The sequence below is a fragment of the Pseudomonas sp. PA-1-3F genome (assembly GCF_021609665.1).
In the GTDB taxonomy this organism is placed as follows: Bacteria; Pseudomonadota; Gammaproteobacteria; order Pseudomonadales; family Pseudomonadaceae; genus Aquipseudomonas; species Aquipseudomonas paracarnis.
In genome coordinates, this window is sequence record NZ_WJZD01000019.1 from 82294 (window position 1) to 104623 (window position 22330).

At 59.7% G+C, this 22330-nt stretch carries 18 protein-coding genes; 3 read left to right on the forward strand and 15 right to left on the reverse strand.

All coding sequences use genetic code 11. From position 1 onward, the window contains the following. Window positions 1-112: 112 nt before the first annotated feature. The 4 genes from GIV26_RS15520 to prfB all read right to left on the reverse strand — a co-directional run bounded on the left by GIV26_RS15520 (window position 113) and on the right by prfB (window position 5056). The gene (locus GIV26_RS15520; protein ID WP_014717201.1) at window positions 113-1390 is read right to left on the reverse strand and encodes a flavohemoglobin expression-modulating QEGLA motif protein; all 1278 of its coding nucleotides are present in this window, start codon (window positions 1388-1390) and stop codon (window positions 113-115) included. A 128-nt stretch (window positions 1391-1518) separates the two neighbouring features. Beyond that, on the reverse strand, window positions 1519-2235 hold the full coding sequence (locus GIV26_RS15525) for a TetR/AcrR family transcriptional regulator (RefSeq protein ID WP_072447663.1): 717 nt from the start codon (window positions 2233-2235) through the stop codon (window positions 1519-1521). 143 nt (window positions 2236-2378) lie between these two features. Further along, entirely contained in the window at window positions 2379-3881 is a 1503-nt protein-coding gene (gene lysS / locus GIV26_RS15530) for a lysine--tRNA ligase (protein WP_003189082.1), read from the reverse strand. A 79-nt stretch (window positions 3882-3960) separates the two neighbouring features. Continuing rightward, window positions 3961-5056 (reverse strand): peptide chain release factor 2 gene (gene prfB / locus GIV26_RS15535; protein WP_096001736.1). Its coding sequence is split into 2 segments (ribosomal slippage): window positions 3961-4983 and window positions 4985-5056, totalling 1095 coding nucleotides; the frame shifts between segments, so codons are not numbered across the junction. A gap of 532 nt (window positions 5057-5588) precedes the next feature. Between prfB and GIV26_RS15540 the strand changes: the two genes are divergently transcribed. After that, window positions 5589-7853 carry an S-type pyocin domain-containing protein gene (locus GIV26_RS15540; RefSeq protein ID WP_236281419.1) on the forward strand — a complete coding sequence of 755 codons (2265 nt, stop codon included), beginning with the start codon at window positions 5589-5591 and terminating at the stop codon, window positions 7851-7853. Window positions 7854-7855: 2 nt separating this feature from the next. Next, a complete protein-coding gene (locus GIV26_RS15545; protein ID WP_054917816.1) occupies window positions 7856-8107 on the forward strand; it encodes a bacteriocin immunity protein in 252 nt (83 codons plus the stop codon). A gap of 144 nt (window positions 8108-8251) precedes the next feature. Here the strand turns inward: GIV26_RS15545 and GIV26_RS15550 are convergent, their stop codons facing one another. From GIV26_RS15550 to GIV26_RS15585, 8 genes are all read right to left on the reverse strand, one after another. Beyond that, window positions 8252-9253, reverse strand: a complete 1002-nt coding sequence (locus GIV26_RS15550; protein WP_034126509.1) for a response regulator — start codon at window positions 9251-9253, stop codon at window positions 8252-8254. 52 nt (window positions 9254-9305) lie between these two features. Then, the gene (locus GIV26_RS15555; protein WP_089041286.1) at window positions 9306-10316 is read right to left on the reverse strand and encodes a chemotaxis response regulator protein-glutamate methylesterase; all 1011 of its coding nucleotides are present in this window, start codon (window positions 10314-10316) and stop codon (window positions 9306-9308) included. After that, the gene (locus GIV26_RS15560) at window positions 10313-12592 is read right to left on the reverse strand and encodes a hybrid sensor histidine kinase/response regulator (protein ID WP_236281422.1); all 2280 of its coding nucleotides are present in this window, start codon (window positions 12590-12592) and stop codon (window positions 10313-10315) included. The genes GIV26_RS15555 and GIV26_RS15560 overlap by 4 nt, the downstream gene beginning before the upstream one ends. Further along, window positions 12589-13290 carry a chemotaxis protein CheW gene (locus GIV26_RS15565; protein ID WP_236281425.1) on the reverse strand — a complete coding sequence of 234 codons (702 nt, stop codon included), beginning with the start codon at window positions 13288-13290 and terminating at the stop codon, window positions 12589-12591. Before GIV26_RS15565 ends, GIV26_RS15560 begins: the two co-directional genes overlap by 4 nt. Beyond that, window positions 13287-14549: a CheR family methyltransferase gene (locus GIV26_RS15570; protein WP_127882179.1), complete on the reverse strand. Its 1263-nt coding sequence runs from the start codon at window positions 14547-14549 to the stop codon at window positions 13287-13289. Before GIV26_RS15570 ends, GIV26_RS15565 begins: the two co-directional genes overlap by 4 nt. Further along, the gene (locus GIV26_RS15575; protein WP_127882178.1) at window positions 14546-15058 is read right to left on the reverse strand and encodes a chemotaxis protein CheW; all 513 of its coding nucleotides are present in this window, start codon (window positions 15056-15058) and stop codon (window positions 14546-14548) included. Before GIV26_RS15575 ends, GIV26_RS15570 begins: the two co-directional genes overlap by 4 nt. Further along, a complete protein-coding gene (locus GIV26_RS15580; RefSeq protein ID WP_003189070.1) occupies window positions 15058-16680 on the reverse strand; it encodes a methyl-accepting chemotaxis protein in 1623 nt (540 codons plus the stop codon). The genes GIV26_RS15575 and GIV26_RS15580 overlap by 1 nt, the downstream gene beginning before the upstream one ends. Window positions 16681-17416: 736 nt before the next feature. Next, on the reverse strand, window positions 17417-18124 hold the full coding sequence (locus GIV26_RS15585; protein ID WP_054897107.1) for a tellurite resistance TerB family protein: 708 nt from the start codon (window positions 18122-18124) through the stop codon (window positions 17417-17419). A gap of 304 nt (window positions 18125-18428) precedes the next feature. Between GIV26_RS15585 and GIV26_RS15590 the strand changes: the two genes are divergently transcribed. Further along, window positions 18429-20054 (forward strand): glucan biosynthesis protein D, encoded by a 1626-nt coding sequence (locus GIV26_RS15590; RefSeq protein WP_054897106.1) that lies wholly within the window; start codon window positions 18429-18431, stop codon window positions 20052-20054. A 53-nt stretch (window positions 20055-20107) separates the two neighbouring features. Here GIV26_RS15590 and GIV26_RS15595 read toward each other — a convergent pair whose 3' ends face one another. From GIV26_RS15595 to GIV26_RS15605, 3 genes are all read right to left on the reverse strand, one after another. Continuing rightward, window positions 20108-20293, reverse strand: coding sequence for a hypothetical protein (locus GIV26_RS15595; RefSeq protein WP_014717190.1), 186 nt, complete (start codon window positions 20291-20293; stop codon window positions 20108-20110). A 204-nt stretch (window positions 20294-20497) separates the two neighbouring features. Then, a complete protein-coding gene (locus GIV26_RS15600) occupies window positions 20498-21034 on the reverse strand; it encodes a GNAT family N-acetyltransferase (RefSeq protein ID WP_054917808.1) in 537 nt (178 codons plus the stop codon). Between the two features lie 103 nt (window positions 21035-21137). Next, window positions 21138-22244 carry an NADH:flavin oxidoreductase/NADH oxidase gene (locus GIV26_RS15605; protein ID WP_236281428.1) on the reverse strand — a complete coding sequence of 369 codons (1107 nt, stop codon included), beginning with the start codon at window positions 22242-22244 and terminating at the stop codon, window positions 21138-21140. Window positions 22245-22330 lie beyond the last annotated feature (86 nt).

A 22330-nucleotide genomic window follows, 5' to 3' on the forward strand; every position in this document is an offset into this window, starting at 1 on the left:
AATGTGGGAGCTGGCTTGCCTGCGATAGCGCTGGGTCAGCCAGCACTCAGTCACTGATAGACCGCTATCGCAGGCAAGCCAGCTCCCACATTTTTTGATTCGGTTTCGTCAGTTACAGGATATTGGAGTAATCCGCCTCGATCCGGTCCAGGCTCAAGTGGTTGAGGAAGTTGGAGAAGCACATCCAGGCCGCCAGCGCGTTCATGTCGCGAAACTGCTCCGGCAGGTACTTGGGCGGCACCACCAGGCCTTCGTCGACCAACTGGCGCAGGGTACGCATGTCTTCAAGGGTGGTCTTGCCGCAGAACAGCAGCGGCACTTGCTCCAGCTTGCCTTTGCGCACGGCGAGCTGGATGTAGTTGTAGACCATGATAAAGCCCTTGAGGTAGGACAAATCCTTGGTAAATGGCAGGCCGGTGGGCACCGAACCACGAAATACCCGGCTGGCATTCCCATAGCTTTCGGCCATTTCAAAGCCTTGCTCACGGAAGAACTCGAACACCTGCAGGAAGTCGGCGCCCTCCTCCACCATATGGATGGCGCGGGTCCGGTTGGTGAGTTTGCGCAGGCGGCTGGGGTAGGAGGCAAACGTGATGATTTCCATCAGGATCGCCAGGCCTTCCTGGGTGACGGTGGACGACGGCGGGCCCTTGGACAGAAACGTGCAGATCGGCTGGTTCTGGCCGTTAAGGGTGGTGCCCACATGCACCAACCCTTCATGCACTTCGAGGGCGCGAACGTCGCGGTCATTGAACATCGCATCGGCGCGGATCTTGATGTAGTCGGCGCCCGCTGCCGCATCGGCGACGATGCCGTCGGACTCGAACACGCGGATGGTCTCTTCGGCTTCGCCAAACACCTTGTTCAGCCGCGTTTGCAGCAGGCTGACCGCGTCCTTGGCGGTGAGGGTCTTGGCTTCGTCCTTGAGGTCACCCCGGCCATCGATGTTGTTCAGGTAGTCGGAGAGCATCAGGCCAAGGTCGGCCAGGGTCGGGTCGCCGGCGTGGAACGCATCGGAGGCGGCGCCGTAAAGCTCTTGGGAAATCAGACCGAAGTCCTCGGTGCCGCGCGCTTCAAGCATGCGCACCACCATGCGGTATTCACGGCACATGCGCCGCATGATCTGCCCAACCGGACTGAATTGCCCAAGGCGACGGGTGATGTCGCGCTCGATGTTCTGAAACTCCAGCTTCACCGCACTGGAATCGAACGACAGCGGCCGGTTCAGGTAGTAATCACGGTCTACGGCAGGCATCGCCTTGCCCTTGGCCTTGAGAAATCCCTGACGAATGTTCTCGTCCCATTTCACCGCATCAAGGACGCGGATCGGTGTTTGCGCCAGCACAATGCGATCGGACAAGGTGCGTATCGTCTGCTGGTAATCGTCCACCCGGTGCTTCCTCTTTAAACGTTATTGGCCCACGCGCAGTTAGCGCACGGCTTCACATCTGAGCAGCAGGCCCATCAGAGGTAGGAGCTGGCTTGCCTGCCCCCACCCAAAGCAGATTGCGCACAGGGCTAGGCCGAGGCCAATACCAGGTGCATGTGACGCTTGAGGATTTCAAGCATCTCGTCACCCGTCAAAGGCTCTGCGCCGCCCAACAGGCCCTGATATTCCATCCGACTGATGATAGCCGTCAACACCTTGGCATCCTGCTGTGGCTCACGGGAACCCAATACCTGGAAAAACTGCCCGGTGCCCTGCAACAGGATCTGTTGGTGGGAGCGTACCAGTTCGGCCAGGCGCGGGTTGAGCAGGGCTTCCTGGCGAAAAGCCTGCTCGGCCATCAGGTATTCGCGGCGGTTGGTCAGCTGGCGCAGCACATAGTCGGCGGTCAGGCGGGCGATATCATCGGCCAGTTGCGAACGCGACTGCGGGCTGCCGTCACCATAGGCGACCATCTCGCGCAACAGGCCTTCGTTGCGCACCCACAGCTTGCCCATGAAAGCGGCGCTGCGCTCCACGTATTGGGCGAAGGTGTCGGTGAGCAGGTCGTCGATGTCTTTGAAGTAATAGGTGGTGGCCGACAGCGGCACCCCCGCCTCTGCCGCCACTGCCCGATGACGTACGGCCCGCACGCCATCGCGCACGACGATACGCATGGCCGCATCGAGAATGTCTTGCCGGCGCTGCTCGCTGCCCCGCCGACTGGCCTTGCGGCCCTGGTACTGAACGCTTTCAGCCACGGCAGCAGCAATGCCGGCGGCACCTTCTTGAGCCATTACGCGGTTCACCACACTTCTTCCTTTAGAGGTGACGCGGAGCGTCACAGGGTGCATTCCCATGCGGAGCGTGGGAACGATCAATGACGAGCACCACTTGAACAGGCCACATAAAAAAGCCGCCTTATAAAAGGCGGCTTCGGATTTCGCTACGGTTACGCTTGTGGCCGCATGTGCGGGAACAGGATCACGTCGCGGATCGACGGCGAGTTGGTCAACAACATCACCAGACGGTCAATGCCGATACCTTCACCGGCAGTCGGCGGCATGCCGTACTCCAGGGCCCGAACGAAGTCGGCATCGTAGTGCATGGCTTCGTCGTCACCTGCGTCCTTGTCGGCCACCTGGGCCATGAAGCGCTCGGCCTGGTCTTCCGCATCGTTAAGCTCGGAATAGGCGTTGGCGATTTCGCGGCCACCGATGAACAGCTCGAAACGGTCGGTGACGTTCGGGTTGTCGTCGTTGCGACGGGCCAGCGGCGACACTTCGAACGGGTATTGGGTAATGAAGTGCGGCTGTTCCAGCTTGTGCTCCACCAATTCTTCGAAAATCATCACCTGCAGCTTGCCCAGGCCTTCGAAGCCCAGCACCTTGGCGCCGGCTTTCTTGGCAATGGCACGGGCCTTGTCGATGTCGTTGAGGTCGTCAGCGGTCAGCTCGGGGTTGTACTTGAGGATCGAGTCGAACACCGACAGGCGCACGAATGGCTCGCCGAAGTGGAACACCTTGTCGCCGTACGGCACGTCAGTGCTGCCCAGCACCAGCTGTGCCAGCTCGCGGAACAGCTCTTCGGTCAGGTCCATGTTGTCTTCGTAGTCGGCGTAGGCCTGGTAGAACTCCAACATGGTGAATTCAGGGTTGTGACGGGTCGAGACGCCTTCGTTACGGAAGTTGCGGTTGATCTCGAACACCTTTTCAAAGCCGCCAACAACAAGCCGCTTGAGGTACAGCTCAGGCGCAATGCGCAGGAACATTTCCATGTCCAGCGCGTTGTGGTGGGTCTCGAACGGCTTGGCTGCGGCACCACCCGGGATGGTCTGCAGCATCGGGGTTTCCACTTCCAGGAAGTCACGCTGCATCAGGAAGCTGCGGATGTGAGCAATGACTTGCGAGCGTACGCGGAAGGTCTGGCGCACGTCTTCGTTGACGATCAGGTCAACGTAGCGCTGGCGATAGCGCTGTTCGGTGTCGGTCAGGCCGTGGTGCTTGTCTGGCAGCGGGCGCAGGGACTTGGTCAGCAGGCGTACATTGGTCATCTCGACGTACAGGTCGCCCTTGCCGGAACGGGCCAGGGTGCCTTCGGCGGCGATGATGTCGCCCATGTCCCAGGTTTTCACCGAGGCCAGGGTTTCTTCGGACAGGGTCTTGCGGTTGACGTAGACCTGGATGCGGCCGGTCATGTCCTGGATCACCATGAACGAGCCACGGTTGAGCATGATGCGACCTGCCACCTTGACCGGGATCGCAGCCTCTGCCAGTTCTTCCTTGGTCTTGTCCGCGTATTGCTTCTGCAAGGCATCGCAGTAGTTGTCGCGACGGAAGTCGTTGGGGAAGGCGTTACCCTTGGCGCGCTCGGCAGCAAGCTTTTCCTTGCGCAGGGCGATCAGGGAGTTTTCTTCCTGTTGCAGGGCTTGCGGGTCGAGTTGTTGGTCGCTCATGTCTTTAAATATTCCATCAGGTTCGTTGCCCCCAGCCTTCGGCGGGGGATCGCGGGCAAGCCCGCTCCCACAGAGGGTATTAGAGGCCGGATTTCAGGCTGGCTTCCAGGTATTCGTCGATATCGCCGTCGAGTACCTTGTCGCAGTCGCTGCGTTCGATGTTAGTGCGCAGATCCTTGATCCGCGAGGCATCGAGCACGTACGAACGGATCTGGTGACCCCAGCCGATATCCGACTTGGTGTCTTCCAGCGCCTGGGAAGCGGCGTTGCGCTTCTGCATTTCCTGCTCGTACAACTTGGCCCGCAGCATTTTCATGGCGGTGTCCTTGTTGGCGTGCTGGGAACGTTCGTTCTGGCAGCTAACCACGGTGTTGGTCGGTACGTGGGTGATACGTACGGCCGAGTCAGTGGTGTTTACGTGCTGACCACCGGCGCCGGAGGAACGGTAGGTGTCGATCCGCAGGTCGGCCGGGTTGATCTCGATTTCCACTTTGTCGTCGATCTCTGGCGAGACGAACACCGCAGAGAATGAGGTGTGGCGACGGTTGCCGGAGTCGAACGGGCTCTTGCGCACCAGGCGGTGCACGCCGATCTCGGTGCGCAGCCAGCCAAAGGCGTATTCGCCCTTGATGTGTACGGTCGCACCCTTGATACCGGCCACTTCACCGGCGGACAGTTCCATGATGGTCGCGTCGAAACCGCGCTTGTCGGCCCAGCGCAGGTACATGCGCAGCAGGATGTTGGCCCAGTCCTGGGCTTCGGTGCCACCGGAACCGGCCTGGATATCCAGGTAGGCGTTGTTCGGGTCCATTTCGTGGCTGAACATGCGGCGGAATTCAAGCTTGGCGAGGTTTTCCTCGAGACGGGCCAGCTCGGCGACAACATCGCCCACTGCGCCTTCGTCGTTTTCTTCGACGGCCATGTCCAGCAGGTCGCGGCAATCACCCAGGCCGGTGTTCAGTTCGTCGAGGGTATCGACAATCTGTGCCAGCGCAGCGCGCTCGCGCCCCAGTTCCTGGGCGTATTCAGGTTTGTTCCAGACACTCGGATCTTCAAGCTCGCGATTGACCTCGGTCAGACGCTCATGCTTTTGATCGTAGTCAAAGATACCCCCGAATAGTTTCGGAGCGCTCGGACAGGTCCTTGATGGTGTTAAGGATCGGGTTGATTTCCATGGCGGGCAGCACTCGTTGGCGAACTTTTGAAAGCCGGCGAGTATAACGGCAAACGGCTGGAAACGGCAGCCCGCTTGGTCGATTCTGCCAAGACAGCGCTTCCCTCTCGTCACGCTTGCTTCGGTGACGGATACGCGACCATCAGAGCATTTCCTATAGATTGACGATGCCGCGCGTTAGAAAACCCGACCTACTACTCGCTAAAACCAGACCGTTCATCTGTTTATACAAATAATTTGAAAATCCAAATCAGAGCCTGCCTAAAAGACCACAAACCAACCCACTCCAATAAAAAACAAACAATTAGGTTTCTAGCCAAATCATCCCAAGACTCAAGTGATAAACATACAAGAATATAAATACATCAGTTTCAGAACCGTCTTACAGAGTCTCCTACACGCATAAAATCAAATCAAAACGCCATCAGTTTTTTCTTTCTTCCCTCTCAAATAAGTTTGATCAAAGCGCCTGAGTTTTTTTCTTCAGGACGCACAAACTCTAACGATCACTCTCATAAAAATGGAGAGGCCCTATGGCACAACAAGGGTGGCAGCCAGGACAACCTTTAGAACTCAAACCGACGATAATTACCGCCGGGAGACGAAACACCTATTGGGGTGGTGAAGGCGGAGGCTACGTAGGAAGTGGAGATGGCTGGGGCCTTCAAGAAGGGCCACGTCGGGGTGAAGGAGACCGTAGCCGCTTCAAGCAGTTTGACTTCCCTAGCACCACCGCCGATTTCATTGGAGAGCAAAAGTACAATCAATCCTTGATTGACGCGGAGTACAGCGCACGGTTCGCAACCCTCACTACTGACACTGAACGCGAACTCGCAGAGAAACAGCAAGCCGCGAAAGCTTCACAGGCACTCACAGAGACAGCCTCAGCCATTCTCGATCAAAAAATCGCATTTGAAATCATCGACGCGAAAAAATCCAAATACGCCAGTACTGCGCCCCTCATCTATGGGCTCTATGATCAAAGCCCTTTTTACCTGATGGAAAACTTAACTTATACAAAGCTACGTGAAACGCTTGCCTCTTCTGACCCGATAAAAAATCTGGGCGATGCCTACACACTTTACGACAACGTCTGGAGGGCCGCACAAGAACTCAAGGCTCTCTCGCTCTCCATAGACATTCTGACTAAAAAACTTTCAGGGTTGGCAAAGGCCCGGCAAACGCTGGAGGCCAATTTAGCCGAACAGGATCCTGGCTGGGAAAATTTACACAATGAGTATCTGAAGGCCATTGCAGATGAGTTGGAAATTCAGGTGCAGTTGCTGCCGGAATACCTGCAGGTGGAACTCGCCTCTCTTGCCGGTTCGGTCGTTGGATTGACACCCGACCAGACCCTCATGCGTTACAAAAACACGCTGGACAAAATGATCGAAAAAACGATGGCTGCGATCAAACCTATTGACCCACCGTTAGCCATAAACCGGAACGGGTTGATGATTTACTATCCCGCAGCCAACCCACAGGTTACACCGCCACTCAGCAAACCCGAGCTTGAGGGACTCAAACAGCTTATTTATCTGCAGCAGAACACCGCGCTTGGGGTGAGATGGCTCAGCCACCATGATTTTGTGCTGAAGTCAGAGTCCGCGCGGTTTCTTGCCAACGCCTCCAATGCAATCAGCGACCTCGCAGAACGTGCGCAGCAGGTAGCAACGGCCCAAGCGCGTATTGAAGCGGTACGAGTAGCCAATACCTATCGACTGTCGGGCACTGCTTCTGCGACTCAAGCGATAGTCATGACCTCAGTCGGGACTATCGCTACAGCAGAAGGGATTACCATCACGCTGCAAGCTGCCATTCGGTCAGCAGTGGCCGCATTGACGGAGTTGGTCGCAAGCACGGCAGGCGGCTTACTTGTCGGTGTTTCAGCTCTGGTCTATTCACCCAAGCTTGCAAACGGAGAACTGGCGGAGCGTTACGCACTCGGTACCCCGGTTTCAACGTTTTTGCCAGACGTCAACGAGTCAACGCTCACCACCGCACTCAATGGCACAATCGACCTGCCAGTGCGAATGAGTTCAAAGACGGCGGAGGATGGACGCTCCGAAGTGTTTGTGGTCATTGCCGACGGTACAAGCGTGCCTTCCAAGGTCAAGGTGGTTGCCGCGACCTACGATCCAGCGCGGAAGGTGTACACCGTCACGACAAGTGACGTCCCACCCAGGACGTTGGTCTGGACACCTATCGTTGCCCCCGGGGATAGCTCAACAACTCTGCCCGTTGACCAGCCTGAACCGCCCGTTTACGTTGGAGCTACGGTGACGCCGGTTGCTGGCAGAGTTGATTCGTTTCCAGGAGTCCGTGAGTCACGTTTTGATGACTTTATAACCGTATTCCCTATAGATTCCGGGTTGCCTCCTATCTATGTGATGTTCAGGGATAGGCGGGAGGATCCGGGAGTTGCTACCGGGATGGGCCAACCTGTGTTTGGCAACTGGCTTGGAGCAGCGACCACAGACGACGGCGCACCCATTCCATCGCAAATCGCTGATCAGTTGAGAGGCCAGCAGTTTAAAAATTTCAAGGCATTTCGTGAGGCTTTCTGGAAAGCAGTGTCTACAGATTCAGAGTTGGCTCAGCATTTTGCACCTAGTGAGTTAGCCACCATGAAAAATGGACGTTCGCCGATTGTTAAAAAAAGTGAAGCAGTGGGTAAACGGATACGGTTTGAGCTTCATCATAAAAAATATGTGTCTACTGACGGTGAAGTATACGGCATCGACAATATCGTGATTCTAACGCCAAAAAAGCATATCGACATTCACAGAGGCTCCTAAAAATGGGCACATTAATTAGCGAGATGACGGAGCGTGAGTTTTTAAACTTGGTTGTAAAAATCTATAACGACGACTACGCCACAGAAAAAGAGCACACCGATGCAATTTTAAAATTTGAAGCGTTAACGGAACACCCTTCTGGTTCAGATCTAATATTTTATCCGGAGCCTGAAAAAGATGGACCTGAATTTGTAGTAAAAGAAGTTAAAGAGTGGCGATCCGCCAACGACAAAACTGGTTTTAAAGCAGATTAATCACAAGCGCCATTATCAACACAGCACTGACAATGGCGCTTTATTCTTCAGCCTCTTAACCATAGTGATTTCATACTCAGCCTCGAAGATCCAATGTGGGAGAGATTCGCGCCCTCTCCACTTGGCTTTGCGCTGGTCTCGAATTTATTCGATGCCCACCTGATTACGCCCATTGTTCTTGGCCGTGTACAACCCCTTGTCCGCCGCCATGATCAGCTGCCGGCAGTCCGTACCCTGGACAGGCGTCAACGTCGACAGCCCGATACTGATGGTCAGGCTGGCACCTTCAGCCGGGGCGATGTGCGGGATTTTCAACGCCGCCACCGCCATGCGCAGTTTTTCCGCGACCAGGCGTGCGCCGCCCGGCGAGGTGTTGGGCAGGACCAGTGCGAACTCTTCGCCACCGTAGCGCGCCGGCAAGTCCGAAGGGCGGCTGCTGGCATCGCGAATGGTGGCGGCGACTTTGCGCAAGGCTTCGTCGCCCTCGACATGGCCGAAGCTGTCGTTGTAGGTCTTGAAGAAATCCACATCGATCATCAGCAACGAGAGTTGGGTCTGGTCGCGCATGGCGCGGCGCCATTCCAGCTCCAGGTATTCGTCGAAGTGACGGCGGTTGGACAGCCCGGTCAGGCCATCGGAGTTCATCAGGCGTTGCAGCACCAGGTTGGTGTCCAGCAACTGTTGCTGGCTGACCCGCAACGCACGGTAGGCCGCGTCGCGCTGCAACAGGGTCATGTAGGAGCGCGAGTGATAGCGGATGCGCGCTACCAGTTCGATGTTGTCCGGCAGCTTGACCAGATAATCGTTGGCCCCGGCCGCAAAGGCCGCGCTTTTGATCAGCGGGTCCTCTTTGGTGGACAGCACGATAATCGGGATATTCGCGGTGGCCGGGTGATTGCGGTACTCACGCACCAGGGTCAGGCCGTCCAGGCCCGGCATCACCAGGTCTTGCAGGATCACCGTGGGCTTGATGCGGATCGCCTGGGCAATCGCCTGGTGCGGGTCGGCGCAAAAGTGGAAGTCGATGTTCTCTTCATGGGCCAGGCCACGCCGCACAGCTTCACCGATCATGGCCTGGTCGTCGACCAGCAGCACCATGGCGGCGTTTTCGTCGGTCTTGAAGTCGTCGAGCTGTAAATCATTCATGTGCAATCACCTGAATTACTACCTGCAAGCCAGCACGGCGGGAGATTTTTGTTCATTTTGCAAAGACCTCCAGCAATCGGGGCGCAATTCTATCCAGTGGGCGAATTTCAACAGCAGCATCAATCGCCGCCGCCGCTTTGGGCATGCCATACACCGCCGAGCTCTGTTGGTCCTGGGCGATGGTCAAATATCCTTGCTCACGCATCAGCTTGAGGCCCTGGGCGCCGTCGCGCCCCATGCCGGTGAGCAAGACGCCAACGGCGTCACCGTTCCAGTAGCTGGCGACGCTTTCGAAAAACACGTCGATAGAGGGCCGGTAAATCTCGTTCACCGGCTCTGCGGTATAGGCTAGCGTGCCATTTTTCAACAAGCGAATATGGTGGTTGGTTCCGGCCAGCAATACCACGCCGGGTTGAGGCGGCTCGCCCTCACAGGCCAGGCGCACCGGCAGGCCGGAAGCGCTGCTCAGCCACTCGGCCATGCCGGCGGCGAAGACCTGGTCCACATGCTGTACCAGCACGATGGCGGCGGGAAAATCCCGGGGCAAACCCTTGAGCAGAACTTCCAGTGCCGCCGGCCCACCAGCCGAAGAACCAATGGCCACCAGCCGTTGACGCTTGCCGGTGACCCGCTGCGGCGGGGTTTCGGCACGCACCCGCGTGCCGCGCTGGCCGATCAGCCAACCAATATTGAGGATCTTGCGCAGCAGGGGCGCGGCCGCATCCTTGGGATTGCCAACGCCCAGTGCCGGGGTGTCCACCACATCCAGGGCGCCGTGGCCCATGGCTTCGAATACGCGGCTGACGTTGGCCTGGCGGTCGACAGTGACGATCACAATCGGGCAAGGCGTGTCGGCCATGATCTGCCGGGTGGCCTCCACCCCATCCATCACCGGCATGATCAGGTCCATCAGGATCAGGTCCGGGGTCAGCTCGGCGCAACGCTGTACCGCTTCCAGGCCATTGCTGGCCACCCATACCACCTCGTGGGCGGGCTCGTAACTCAGGGCGCGGCGCAAGGCCTCCACCGCCATGGGCATGTCATTGACGATCGCAATCCTCATGCCCGGGCGCCTCCAATCAGTTCAACCACGGCGTCGAGCAAGGCGTCGTCATGGAAACTGGCTTTGGCTAGATAATAGTCGGCCCCGGCGTCGAGGCCACGGCGGCGGTCTTCTTCACGATCCTTGTAGGAAACCACCATCACCGGCAACGATTGCAGGCGACTGTCACGGCGCAAAAGTGTGACCAATTCAATACCGTCCATGCGAGGCATATCAATATCAGTGATAAGCAGGTCGAAGTCCTCGGAGCGCAATGCGTTCCAGCCATCCATGCCATCGACCGCAACAGCGACTTCATAACCACGGTTGAGTAATAATTTGCGTTGCAGCTCGCGCACCGTCAGTGAGTCGTCCACCACCAGCACACGCTTGCGCGGCGCTTCGGTGGCCTGCTGGCTACGCCGGGCAATGCGCTCCAGGCGACCGGTGTTGAGCAATTTATCCACCGAACGCAGCATGTCTTCGACATCGACGATCAACACCACCGAGCCGTCATCGAGCAAGGCCCCGGCGGAAATGTCCTGGACTTTCCCCAGGCGATCATCCAGCGGCAACACCACCAGGGTGCGCTCGCCGATAAAACGCTCCACGGCAATCCCGTACACGGCATCGCGCTCGCGGATCACCACCACCTTCAAGGTATCTGACGGGCTCTGCCCCGGCGGGCGCTGCAGCAACTGGCTGGCGGCAACCAGGCCGACGTGCCGGCCCTCATGCCAGAAGTGCTGGCGGCCTTCCAACTGCACGATGTCGTCGGGCGCCAGGTCGCACATGCGTTCGATATGCGCCAGGGGAAAGGCATAGGCTTCTTCGCCGACTTCCACCACCAGGCTGCGCACCACCGACAGGGTCAACGGCACCTCAAGATGGAAGCGGCTGCCCTGCCCCGCCGTCTGCTCCAGCACCACCGCGCCGCGCAGTTGACGAACCATATGCTGCACCGCGTCCAGGCCGACCCCGCGCCCGGACACTTCGGTGACTTTGTCGCGCAGGCTGAACCCTGGCAAGAAGAGGAACGTGAGCAGTTCCTCTTCACTCAGACGCAGGGCCGTTTCAACCGGCGACAGATGGCGGTCGACGATGGTGCCGCGCAGGCGCTCGAGGTCGACACCGTTGCCGTCATCGCTCAATTCCAGCACCAACAACCCGGCCTGATGGGACGCACGCAGGCGAATCAAGCCTTCCGCCGGCTTGCCCGCCAGCACGCGTTGCTCAGGGGTTTCGATGCCGTGATCGACCGCATTGCGTAATAGATGGGTGAGCGGCGCTTCGAGTTTTTCCAGCACGTCCCGGTCGACCTGGGTCTTTTCGCCCTCAATCTCCAGGCGCACTTGCTTGCCCAGGCTGCGACCTAAGTCACGCACCATGCGCACCTGCCCGGCCAGCACATCGGCAAACGGCCGCATGCGGCAGGCCAATGCGGTGTCGTAGAGCACCTGGGCGCGCTGGCCGGCCTGCCAGCCGAACTCATCCAGCTCGGCGTTTTTTTCCGCCAGCAGGGCCTGGGCTTCACTCAGCAGGCGACGGGTATCGGCCAGGGCCTCCTGGGCTTCCAGGTTCAGATCCAGCGACTTGAGCTGGCCGTCCAGGGCATCCAGCGCACGCAAGCTGTTACTTTGAATGCGCTTGAGGCGTTGCAGGCTGGCCAGGTACGGCTTGAGCCGCTGGGTTTCCACCAGGGATTTGCTGGACAAGTCCAACAGACTGTTCAAGCGCTCAGCCGTCACCCGCAGCACACGCTCGCCGCCTTCGGTCATGCGCTTGTTCTGGCGCGGCGCGTCACTGCCGAGCGGTGGCGCAGGCTCCAGCTCGGGCTCCAGCAGCAGCGCGTCAACCCGCGGCGCGGGGATGGGCTCGGGTTTTGGCGCGGGCGTCGCAATCGGCTGCGAGGGATCGAGCAAGCGCTCCATCAGCGCTACGTACGCCTCGATATCCGCCGGCCCCACATCGTTGCCCGGGGTGGCGATACGCATCAGCAGATCAGTACCTTGCAGTAATGCGTCGATATGTTCAGGTTGCAGATACAGACGGCCTTCCTGGGCGCTGACCAGGCAATCTTCCATGACGTGGGCCACGCTGACGCCGGCATCCACACCGACAATCCGCGCCGCCCCTTTAAGTGAATGCGCGGCGCGCATGCAGGCTTCGAGCTGGTCGGCCTGGGTCGGGTTGCGTTCCAGCGCCAGCAGGCCCGCGCTCAACACTTGGGTCTGCGCATCAGCCTCCAGGCTGAACAGTTCCAACAGCGAGGCATCGCGCATCTGGTCGGGGGTCATGCGAGGCTCCGGGTCACGGCGGACAACAATTGCGCTTCGTCCAGCCAACGCAGGCTGCGGCCTTTCCACTGCAACACGCCTTGGGTGTAGCGTGCGCTGGCCTGGGTGCCGGACACCGATGCGGCCTTCAAGGTGCGCTCATCGATGGCATGGATGCCGTCTACTTCATCCACCGGCACCACGACCGGGCCGTCCTGGGCAGCGATGATCAGCATGCGCGGCATGATCCGCCCGCCGCTGGCGCCGGCACTGATGCTGTCCAGGCCCAACAGTTCCACCAGTGACAGGCACGCCACTAGCGCCCCGCGTACGTTGGCCACGCCCAGCAGCGCTCGGGAACGCTGGTGCGGCAGCGAGTGGATCGGCTGCAACGGCGCCACTTCCACCAGGCAACGGGTGGCGATACCGAGCCATTCTTCGCCGAGGCGGAACATCAACAGCGAACGGGTGACCACCTCGTTATCCGCTTCGGCAGTTGCCTGCGCGTGATGGTCGTCCTGTTGCAGTGCGTAGCGGTCGAGCAGGCGTGTGGCGGCGGCGGAATACACCGAGCAATTGCGGCAGTGGATATGCTCGGCCAACAACGGGCAGGACTTGTCGCCATGAATACCGATGCGGTTCCAACAGTCGTCAATGGCTTGGGTATCGGTCAGCGTCAGGTCCAGGCCTGCGGTGTCGAGCGCGTCAGGGCTACTCATCGTTTGGACTCACTGTCAGCTCGCTCGCTACGGGCGGCGCGTGCCTGAAGACGGCGCGCGCCGGCACTGTCACCCTGGGACTCGAGCAACGCGGCCAGGTGCATCAGGGCCTGGGGATGCTGCGGTTCCAGATACAGGGCTTTTCGGTAATACCCTTGGGCCTCCAGGGCACTGCCAGCCACATCGCTGAGCAGCCCCAACCAGTAAAACACCTGGGCGGCCGGCGGGTGACTGCTCAAATACCGTTCGCAGGCCGCTCGGGCCTCGGCACTTTTGCCCTCGTTGGCCAGGGTTGCGATCTGGCTGAGCAAATCCCCGGCATCGGTAGTCACCACTTTGACCGGTGGCACGTTGGGGCTGACGGTGCTGAACGGCCGCGGCTTGAGCGGTATCGGCGCCGCCCTGCGCTGCGGTAGCGGCGCGGGCGTCGGTTTGACCACAGGTGCAACCGGCGGGGCCGGTTCTACATGCCGACTGAAGGCAAAGGACTGCGGCACACCGATGGAGCGCATGCCGTGACGCCCCAGCAGGCTGCCCTCGGCCGGGCCGATAAACAGCACACCGTCTACGTGAGTCAATGCCTTGAGCACATCAAAGACCTGTTTCTGGGTCGGCTGGTCGAAGTAGATCAGCAAGTTGCGGCAGAACACAAAATCGTAGGTTGGCTCATTCGCCAGCAGTGCCGGGTCCAGCAAGTTGCCGACTTGCAGGCGCACTTGTTCGCGCACCCGGTCGGCGATGCGGTAATTACCTGCGTCTTCAGTGAAGTGACGGTCACGAAACTCAAGGTCGGCGCCGCGAAACGAGTTCTTGCCGTACACGCCCCGCCGCGCGCGCTCCACCGACAGCGGGCTGACATCCATGCCCTGCACTTTGAACTGGTGGGGCGCCAGGCCCGCATCGAGCAAGGCCATGGCAATCGAATAGGGTTCTTCGCCCGTCGAACACGGCAGGCTGAGAATACGCAGGGCGCGCAGCTGATTGATCTCGGCCAGACGCACCTGGGCCAGGCGGGCCAGGGTTGCAAAGGATTCGGGATAGCGGAAAAACCAGGTCTCGGGGACGATCACCGCTTCGATCAGCGCCTGCTGCTCGTCATGGGAGGTTTGCAGGTGTTGCCAGTAAGCCTCCGCCGACTGCGACTGGGACGACTGGCAGCGCTGGCGCACCGCGCGTTCGATAATCGCCTCGCCCACCGAAGCGACGTCCAGGCCGATGCGTTCTTTCAAAAACGCGAAAAACCGCGGGTCATTGCTCATAGGCTCAACTCGGCGGAAAACAGCAAGGCGCGCACTGGCGCGGTCAACAGATCCGCAACGCCAATCCACTGCATCAAGCCCTGGGCATCTTCACGCACCGGCCCCAGGTACGGCGCCTGCCGGTTGTCCAGGCCATAGGGCTGGAATTCGGCGGGATCGCAACGCAGGGTGTCGGTGGCCTGTTCCAAAATCAGCCCCAGCCAACGCGCCTCACTCCAGGGCTGCGGCTGGTAATTGACCAGCACCAGGCGCGTGCTGGTACGCGCCTGGGCCGAAGTGCCGAACGTCAGGGCGCTCAAGTCGATGACCGGCACCAGCACCCCACGATGGGCGAAGATACCCGCCACCCACAAGGGCGCTTGGGCGATAGGTTTGAGCGCCAGGCGCGGCAGCACCTCGGCCACTTCCGTAGCCTTGAGGGCAAAGCGTTCGTTGCCGATGCGAAACACCAGGAACAACACCTTTTTCGCTGCCGGGACGGCACCGCGTTTAGCCGCGAGCTCGCTCATCAGACTTTGAAACGCGAGACGCCGCTGCGCAGACCGACCGCAACCTGGCTCAGTTCATCAATGGCAAAGCTGGCCTGGCGCAGGGATTCGACGGTCTGGCTGCTGGCATCGCCCAATTGCACCAGCGCGTGGTTGATCTGCTCGGCACCGGTGGCCTGGGCCTGCATACCTTCGTTGACCATCAACACCCGCGGCGCCAGGGCCTGTACCTGATGGATGATCTGCGACAGTTGCTCGCCCACTTGCTGCACCTCAGACATGCCGCGGCGCACCTCCTCGGAGAATTTGTCCATGCCCATCACCCCTGCGGATACCGCCGACTGGATCTCACGCACCATTTGCTCAATGTCGTAGGTCGCCACAGCGGTCTGGTCGGCCAGGCGGCGCACTTCGGTGGCAACTACGGCAAAGCCGCGGCCGTACTCGCCGGCTTTCTCAGCCTCGATCGCAGCATTGAGGGACAACAGGTTGGTCTGGTCGGCCACCTTGACGATGGTGACTACCACCTGGTTGATGTTGCCAGCCTTCTCATTGAGGATCGCCAGCTTGGCGTTGACCAGGTCGGCAGCGCCCATCACCGAGTGCATGGTTTCTTCCATGCGGGCCAGGCCCTGCTGGCCGGAACCGGCAGCCACCGAGGCCTGGTCGGCGGCGGTAGACACTTCGGTCATGGTGCGGACCAAGTCCTTGGACGTGGCGGCAATTTCGCGGGAAGTGGCGCCGATTTCTGTGGTCGTGGCCGCTGTTTCGGTAGCGGTCGCCTGTTGCTGCTTGGAGGTCGCGGCAATCTCGGTGACCGAGGTGGTGACCTGCACCGATGAACGCTGCGCCTGGGACACCAGGGCAGTCAGCTCGGTCATCATGTCGTTGAAGCCGGTTTCAACCGCGTTGAATTCGTCCTTGCGCTCCAGGTTCAGGCGCTTGCTCAGGTCACCGGTGCGCATGACTTCGAGGATTTGAACGATGCGCTGCATCGGCGCCATGATCGCGCGCATCAGCAACAGGCCACACAGCGCGGCGGCGAGAATCGCCAGCAACAGCGAGACGCCCATGCTGATCTTCGCGGCCGCTACCGCATCATCGATGGCGGCGGTGGCGTTGTCGGCGACCTGTTTGTTTTCGTTGATAATGTCATTGAGCTTCATGCGGCCTGCGGTCCAGGCGGGGGTCAGTTGCTCGTTGAACAACCTCAGTGCTTCGGCCGCGTTATTGCTCTGATGGGCTGCCAGGACTTGGGCGAGAATCTGGTTGTAGTTCTGGTGCAGTTTTTCGAAGGCATCGAATTCGGTGCGATCCTGGGTGATATTGATCGTCCCTGCGTAGCTGGCCATATGTTGCTCAAGCCGAGCCTCGAAAGACTTGTAGTCCTGTTTGTCGGTTTCGGAAATGCCCTGGTTCTCGTGGATCCCGACCAACTCCTGGGTCTGCAGGTAGCTGTCGACCCAGGCGCTGCGAATCATGGAGCTGAAAAACACCCCGGGCACCGCATCGTCCCGCACTGAGTTTTCGCTGATTTCGATTTTCAGCAGGCGCGAATACGAGACCACGACCATCAGCAGCATGATCGCGATAATTACCGCAAAGCTCGCCAAAATCCTTTGGCGCAGGGTCCAATTCTTCACAGTAATTCCTCGCAGGGCCATTCAAATGGAGGGGAGTATAGCTGAGCGGCTGCGCGCTTTTATCAAGGCTTTTGATGTGCAGTGCACAGAATGCAGATGTGCTCGCGTTGGCCACAGCTATCTACACAATTTTGGTACGGCGCTGGACCTGTGGCGAGGGAGCTTGCTCCCGTGACGGCCTGACAGCCGACGCCTACCCACCTGCCCCCCCACGATCTGAATGTGGGAGCTGGTTGCCTGCGATGGCGGCCTGACAGTCAACACAGCTGGATTGTGTACATATCCATTCCTGCGGCAATGGCCGCTTAGGGTTCCGCCCAACGGCGGCTCACTTTTGAAAAGCGCAAAAGTAAGCAAAACGCTCTTGCCCCACCACTCGGCACCTCGCCCAGGCTCGGTGTGCCCGTAATCCGCCAGTGATTTGGGGGGCCGCCGCCACGCGCCATCCATGGCGCGGGGCGGCTAAACCGGCATCCCTGCCGGTTTACCCCCCAAATCCCTGTCGAATTCCGGCCAGCGTGGTTTAACGGGGCGCCTGAGATCAAGATCACAAGCAGATCAAAAGCAAGATCAAGAGCGGCTCGCTTCGCATCGTGGTTACGGTGTTGGTGCCTATGCCGCGATGGCGTGAGTCAGTCAGTCAGTCAGTCAGTCAGTCAGTCAGAAATAGAGTGACTGGCCCACCGCATTCGCGGGCAAGCCTGCTCCCACAGGTTTGACTGGCGTGTGGCCCTATTTATGCGTTTAGCCGTACTTGTTTTTCCAGCTCAAGCTTCAAGCCTGGTTCAAGTTTCAGTTGGCGTGCCAGTTCGTCCAGGTAGGCTTTTTCCATGAAGTTTTCTTCGTCCACCAGCATCACGCTGGCGATGTACATTTCGGCGGCCATTTCCGGGGTGCTGGCGGCGCGGGCAACGTCGGTTGGGTCCAGGGGCTTGTTGAGTTCGGCGTGCAGCCAGTGTTGCAGCTCGTGGTCGTTGTCCAGCTTGGTAAATTCGCCTTCGATCAAGGCGCGCTCGCGCTCATCCACATGCCCATCAGCCTTGGCCGCGGCCACCAGTGCCTTGAGAATGCCCTGGCTGTGTTGCTCCACCTGGTCAGCCGGCAGGCGGTCGATGGTTTGCGGCTCGCCTTGGGGCGCGCTGGCCTGCTGGGCTTGCCAGTTGCCGTAAGCCTTGTAGGCAATCACACCCAGTGCGGCCAAGCCGCCGTAGGTGAGCGCCTTGCCGCCGAATTTGCGGGCTTTCTTATTGCCCAGCAGCAAGCCCATGGCCCCCGCCGCCAGGGCGCCGCCGCCGGCACCGCCGAGCATGCTGCCGAGCCCGCCACCGCTGAGCAAGCCGCCGAGGGCGCCCTTGTCATTGGATTTGCGTTGGCCGCCGGCCTTGTTTTGCAACATGTCCTGGCCAGACTTGAGCAACTGATCGAGCAATCCACGGGTATTCATTCGTAGCCTCCAGACACTTGGGTTCGTAGGACCAATAGGCCTCCAGCGTAAAACTAAGTGCCAAAAAGCCGCGATCTAGAGTGCTTCCAGATGTAACGTCCTCCTGCGATGCTGGAAATGTCTTGTTGCACATGCAACGCCATCATCCCGCCATCAATCAATTTGCCTTGTTCATCGAACCGCTTAAGCTATCCGGCGTCTGTTTATTGTCCGTTGCGTTTGGCCGAAGGCATGTCCGAACCGTTATTTCTGATCCGATACGTGCCAGGAACGGCGCGGGATTTGCTCACGACAGGTTGTCTCTATGCACCGCAGGAATTTGCTCAAAGCATCCATGGCCATTGCGGCTTACACCGGTTTGTCGGCCAGTGGCCTGCTGGCCGCGCAGGCCTGGGCCGGGAATCGGGCTGCCGATGGCAAGGCCGTGGCGTTCGATTTCGAATCGCTCAAGGCCCAGGCCAAGCAATTGGCCACCCGTGGCTACCAGGACACTAAGCAGGTGCTGCCGCCGACCCTGGCCACCATGACCCCGCAGAATTTCAACGCCATCGGCTATGACCGTAACCATTCGCTGTGGAAGGAGTTGAACGGCCAACTGGACGTGCAGTTCTTCCACGTCGGCATGGGCTTCAAGACGCCGGTGCGTATGCACAGCGTCGACCCAAAGACCCGTGAAGCCCGCGAAGTGCATTTTCGCCCTTCACTGTTCAACTATGAAAAAACCACGGTGGACACCCAGCAACTGACCGGGGACCTGGGTTTCTCCGGCTTCAAGCTGTTCAAGGCGCCGGAGTTGGACCGCCATGACGTGCTGTCGTTTCTCGGCGCCAGCTACTTCCGTGCGGTGGATTCCACCGGCCAGTACGGCCTCTCGGCGCGTGGCCTGGCGATTGATACCTACGCGAAAAAACGCGAGGAATTCCCCGATTTCACGCAGTTCTGGTTCGAAACTCCGGACAAGAACGCCACGCGCTTTGTGGTCTACGCCCTGCTCGACTCGCCAAGCGCCACCGGCGCCTACCGCTTCGATATCGACTGCCAGGCCAACCAAGTGGTGATGGCGATCGACGCGCACATCAATGCGCGCACCGCCATCGAGCAACTGGGCATCGCGCCCATGACCAGTATGTTCAGCTGTGGCACCCATGAGCGCCGCATGTGCGACACCATCCACCCGCAAATCCACGACTCGGACCGCCTGGCCATGTGGCGCGGCAACGGCGAGTGGATCTGCCGGCCCCTGAACAACCCGGCCAAGCTGCAATTCAACGCGTTCGCCGACACCAACCCCAAAGGCTTCGGCCTGGTGCAGACCGACCATGAGTTCGCCAGCTACCAGGACACCGTCGACTGGTACAGCAAACGCCCAAGCCTGTGGGTTGAACCGACCACGGCCTGGGGCGAAGGCTCCATCGACTTGCTGGAAATCCCCACCACTGGCGAAACCCTGGACAATATCGTGGCCTTCTGGACCCCGAAAAAGCCCGTGGCCGCCGGTGATTCGCTCAACTACGGCTACAAGCTGTACTGGAGCGCACTGCCGCCGGTGAGCACGCCGCTGGCACAGGTCGACGCGACCCGTTCGGGCATGGGCGGCTTTACCGAAGGCTGGGCACCCGGCGAGCATTATCCGAAGGTATGGGCGCGGCGTTTCGCCGTAGACTTCAAGGGCGGCGGCCTGGATCGCCTGCCAGCGGGCACCGGCATCGAGCCGGTGGTGACTTGTTCCCATGGTGAGGTGAAGGATTTCAGCGTGCTGGTGCTGGATAACATCAAGGGCTATCGCATCCTGTTCGACTGGTACCCCACCAGCGACAGCGTGGAACCCGTCGAATTGCGCCTGTTTATACGAACCCAGGACCGCACCCTGAGTGAAACCTGGCTGTATCAGTACTTCCCGCCAGCACCGGAGCAGCGCAAGTACACCTGAAACTAACCGCCTGATCATTCCCACGCCGCAGCGTGGGAATGATCACAGGTGGCTTAGAACCGCGACACGCTTTTCATCGCACCAATCAGATACCGCATCGCCACCTGATCGCTCTCGGTCAGCGCCCGGTATTGCACCAGCAACTCCATCTCATCTGAACTCAACCTTCGACCCCGCAAGGACATCCGACGGCTCAGAAAAGACGCCACCGCACCCGCTACGCCATAGGACTTGGCCATGGACCGCTACTCCTGATATCAGTCAAACACTCCTGGTGCCCATTTCCAAACTCCCGGGAAGCGCAACGGCTTCGCGGACCAACCGCCTGTCTCCCTGGGCCAGGAGTCGGGCTTACCCTTAGCGTAGAAACTATCTCATCATTCGTGGGATTTTTTTAGAGTATTAACTTAAAAAATAACGGCGGTAATAAAAACCTACAGCCATTACTCACGCAGGGGTCGATACAGGTGAATGTCTAGCGGTTCTTGCGCATAAAGCTCAGCGTGGGGTTGCTGCAACAGACGGCAACCATGGCGCAGGTAAAAGTCCACAGTGTTACGCGACTCCGTCGCCGAGATATAGAGCGCTTGGGCCCCCACTTGCCGGCCGTGCTCGCAAGCCAGCGCCAACAACCGACCGCCCAGGCCAGAACCGCGGGCACTGTGGCTGACATGCAGGAATTTCAGCTGCCGCATCAGCAGGCCCTGGTGATGGAACGGCCGATTGTCCACCACCACTGCGGCAACCAGCACCTGGCCGTCGAATACGCCCCATAACCACCCGCCGCGCTGGAGGCAGGCACGCAGCGCCACCGCATCCTGTTCAGCCTCGCCTTCGGGCCAGCCGCGCATATCATGATGTGTGGCATACAACACCAGTTCGCCGCAGTCCATGCGATAGCACGCCGGGATCAGCTCCGTACGATCGATGGTAGCCAGCAAAGGGATATCGTCTTCGGTTAACGCGCGTTCCACCAGCATAAGCTTCTCCTGCTTAACAACCGCCAAGGATCAGCCTTCCTATAAACGCGAGCAAGAAAAAACCCACCGTATCAGGGTGGGTTTGGCACAGAGGTAAGTAGGGTCAATCCCGCAGATCCGACTCATGGATCGGCTGGTCCCGATGGGTTGCCCGCTGGTACTGCGCCGGCCAGATGGCTTTGCGTCCGCCCAGGTCATCGTCGGCATGCAACGGCCAGTACGGGTCGCGCAGCAGTTCACGGGCCAGAAAAATAATGTCAGCCTGGCAGGTACGCAGGATGTGCTCGGCCTGGGCCGGTTCGGTAATCATGCCGACCGTGCCGGTGGCGATGCCCGATTCCTTGCGCACGCGCTCGGCGAAGCGCGTCTGGTAGCCGGGGCCGGTGGGAATCTCGGCTTTGGCGGCGGTACCACCGGACGACACGTCGACCAGATCCACCCCGAGGTCTTTCAGGCGGCGCGCCAATTCCACGGTCTCATCCGGGTTCCAGCCGTCTTCCACCCAATCGGTGGCCGACACGCGTACAAACAGCGGCAACTCCTCAGGCCACACGGCGCGCACGGCCTTGGTGACTTCCAGCACCAGGCGAATGCGGTTTTCGAAGGAGCCGCCGTAGTGGTCCTGACGCTGGTTGCTGATCGGCGAGAGAAACTGGTGCAGCAGGTACCCGTGGGCGGCGTGGATTTCCACCACTTCAAAGCCAGCGGTCAAGGCGCGCCTGGCGGCGGCGACAAAGTCGGCGATTACTTGCTGGATCTGCCCTTCGTCCAATGGCTTGGGCTGGGTGTGATTGGGGTCAAACGCAATTGGCGAAGGCCCCACCGGCACCCAGCCGCCCTCCTCCGGCTTGACGCTGCCGTGTTTGCCGATCCATGGCCGGTGGGTGCTGGCCTTACGCCCGGCGTGGGCCAATTGAATACCCGCCACCGCGCCCTGGGCCGCGATAAAACGGGTGATGCGCCGCAATGGTTCGATCTGGGTGTCGTTCCACAGACCCAGGTCCTGGGCGGTGATACGGCCATCGGCGGTCACCGCCGTGGCCTCGGTAAAAATCAGCCCGGCGCCACCCACGGCCCGGCTGCCGAGGTGCACCAGGTGCCAGTCATTGGCCAGGCCATCGTCGCTGGAGTATTGGCACATGGGTGAAACCGCGATGCGGTTTAGCAGGGTCAATTGGCGCAGGGTATAAGGTTCGAGCAGCTGACTCATGGCGCACCTCTTCTGGGTTCTGTGGGCACTGTTCAACAGTGCATAGAGCCTAGTCGACAACCATCGTTTGCACAGGGTTCAGAAAG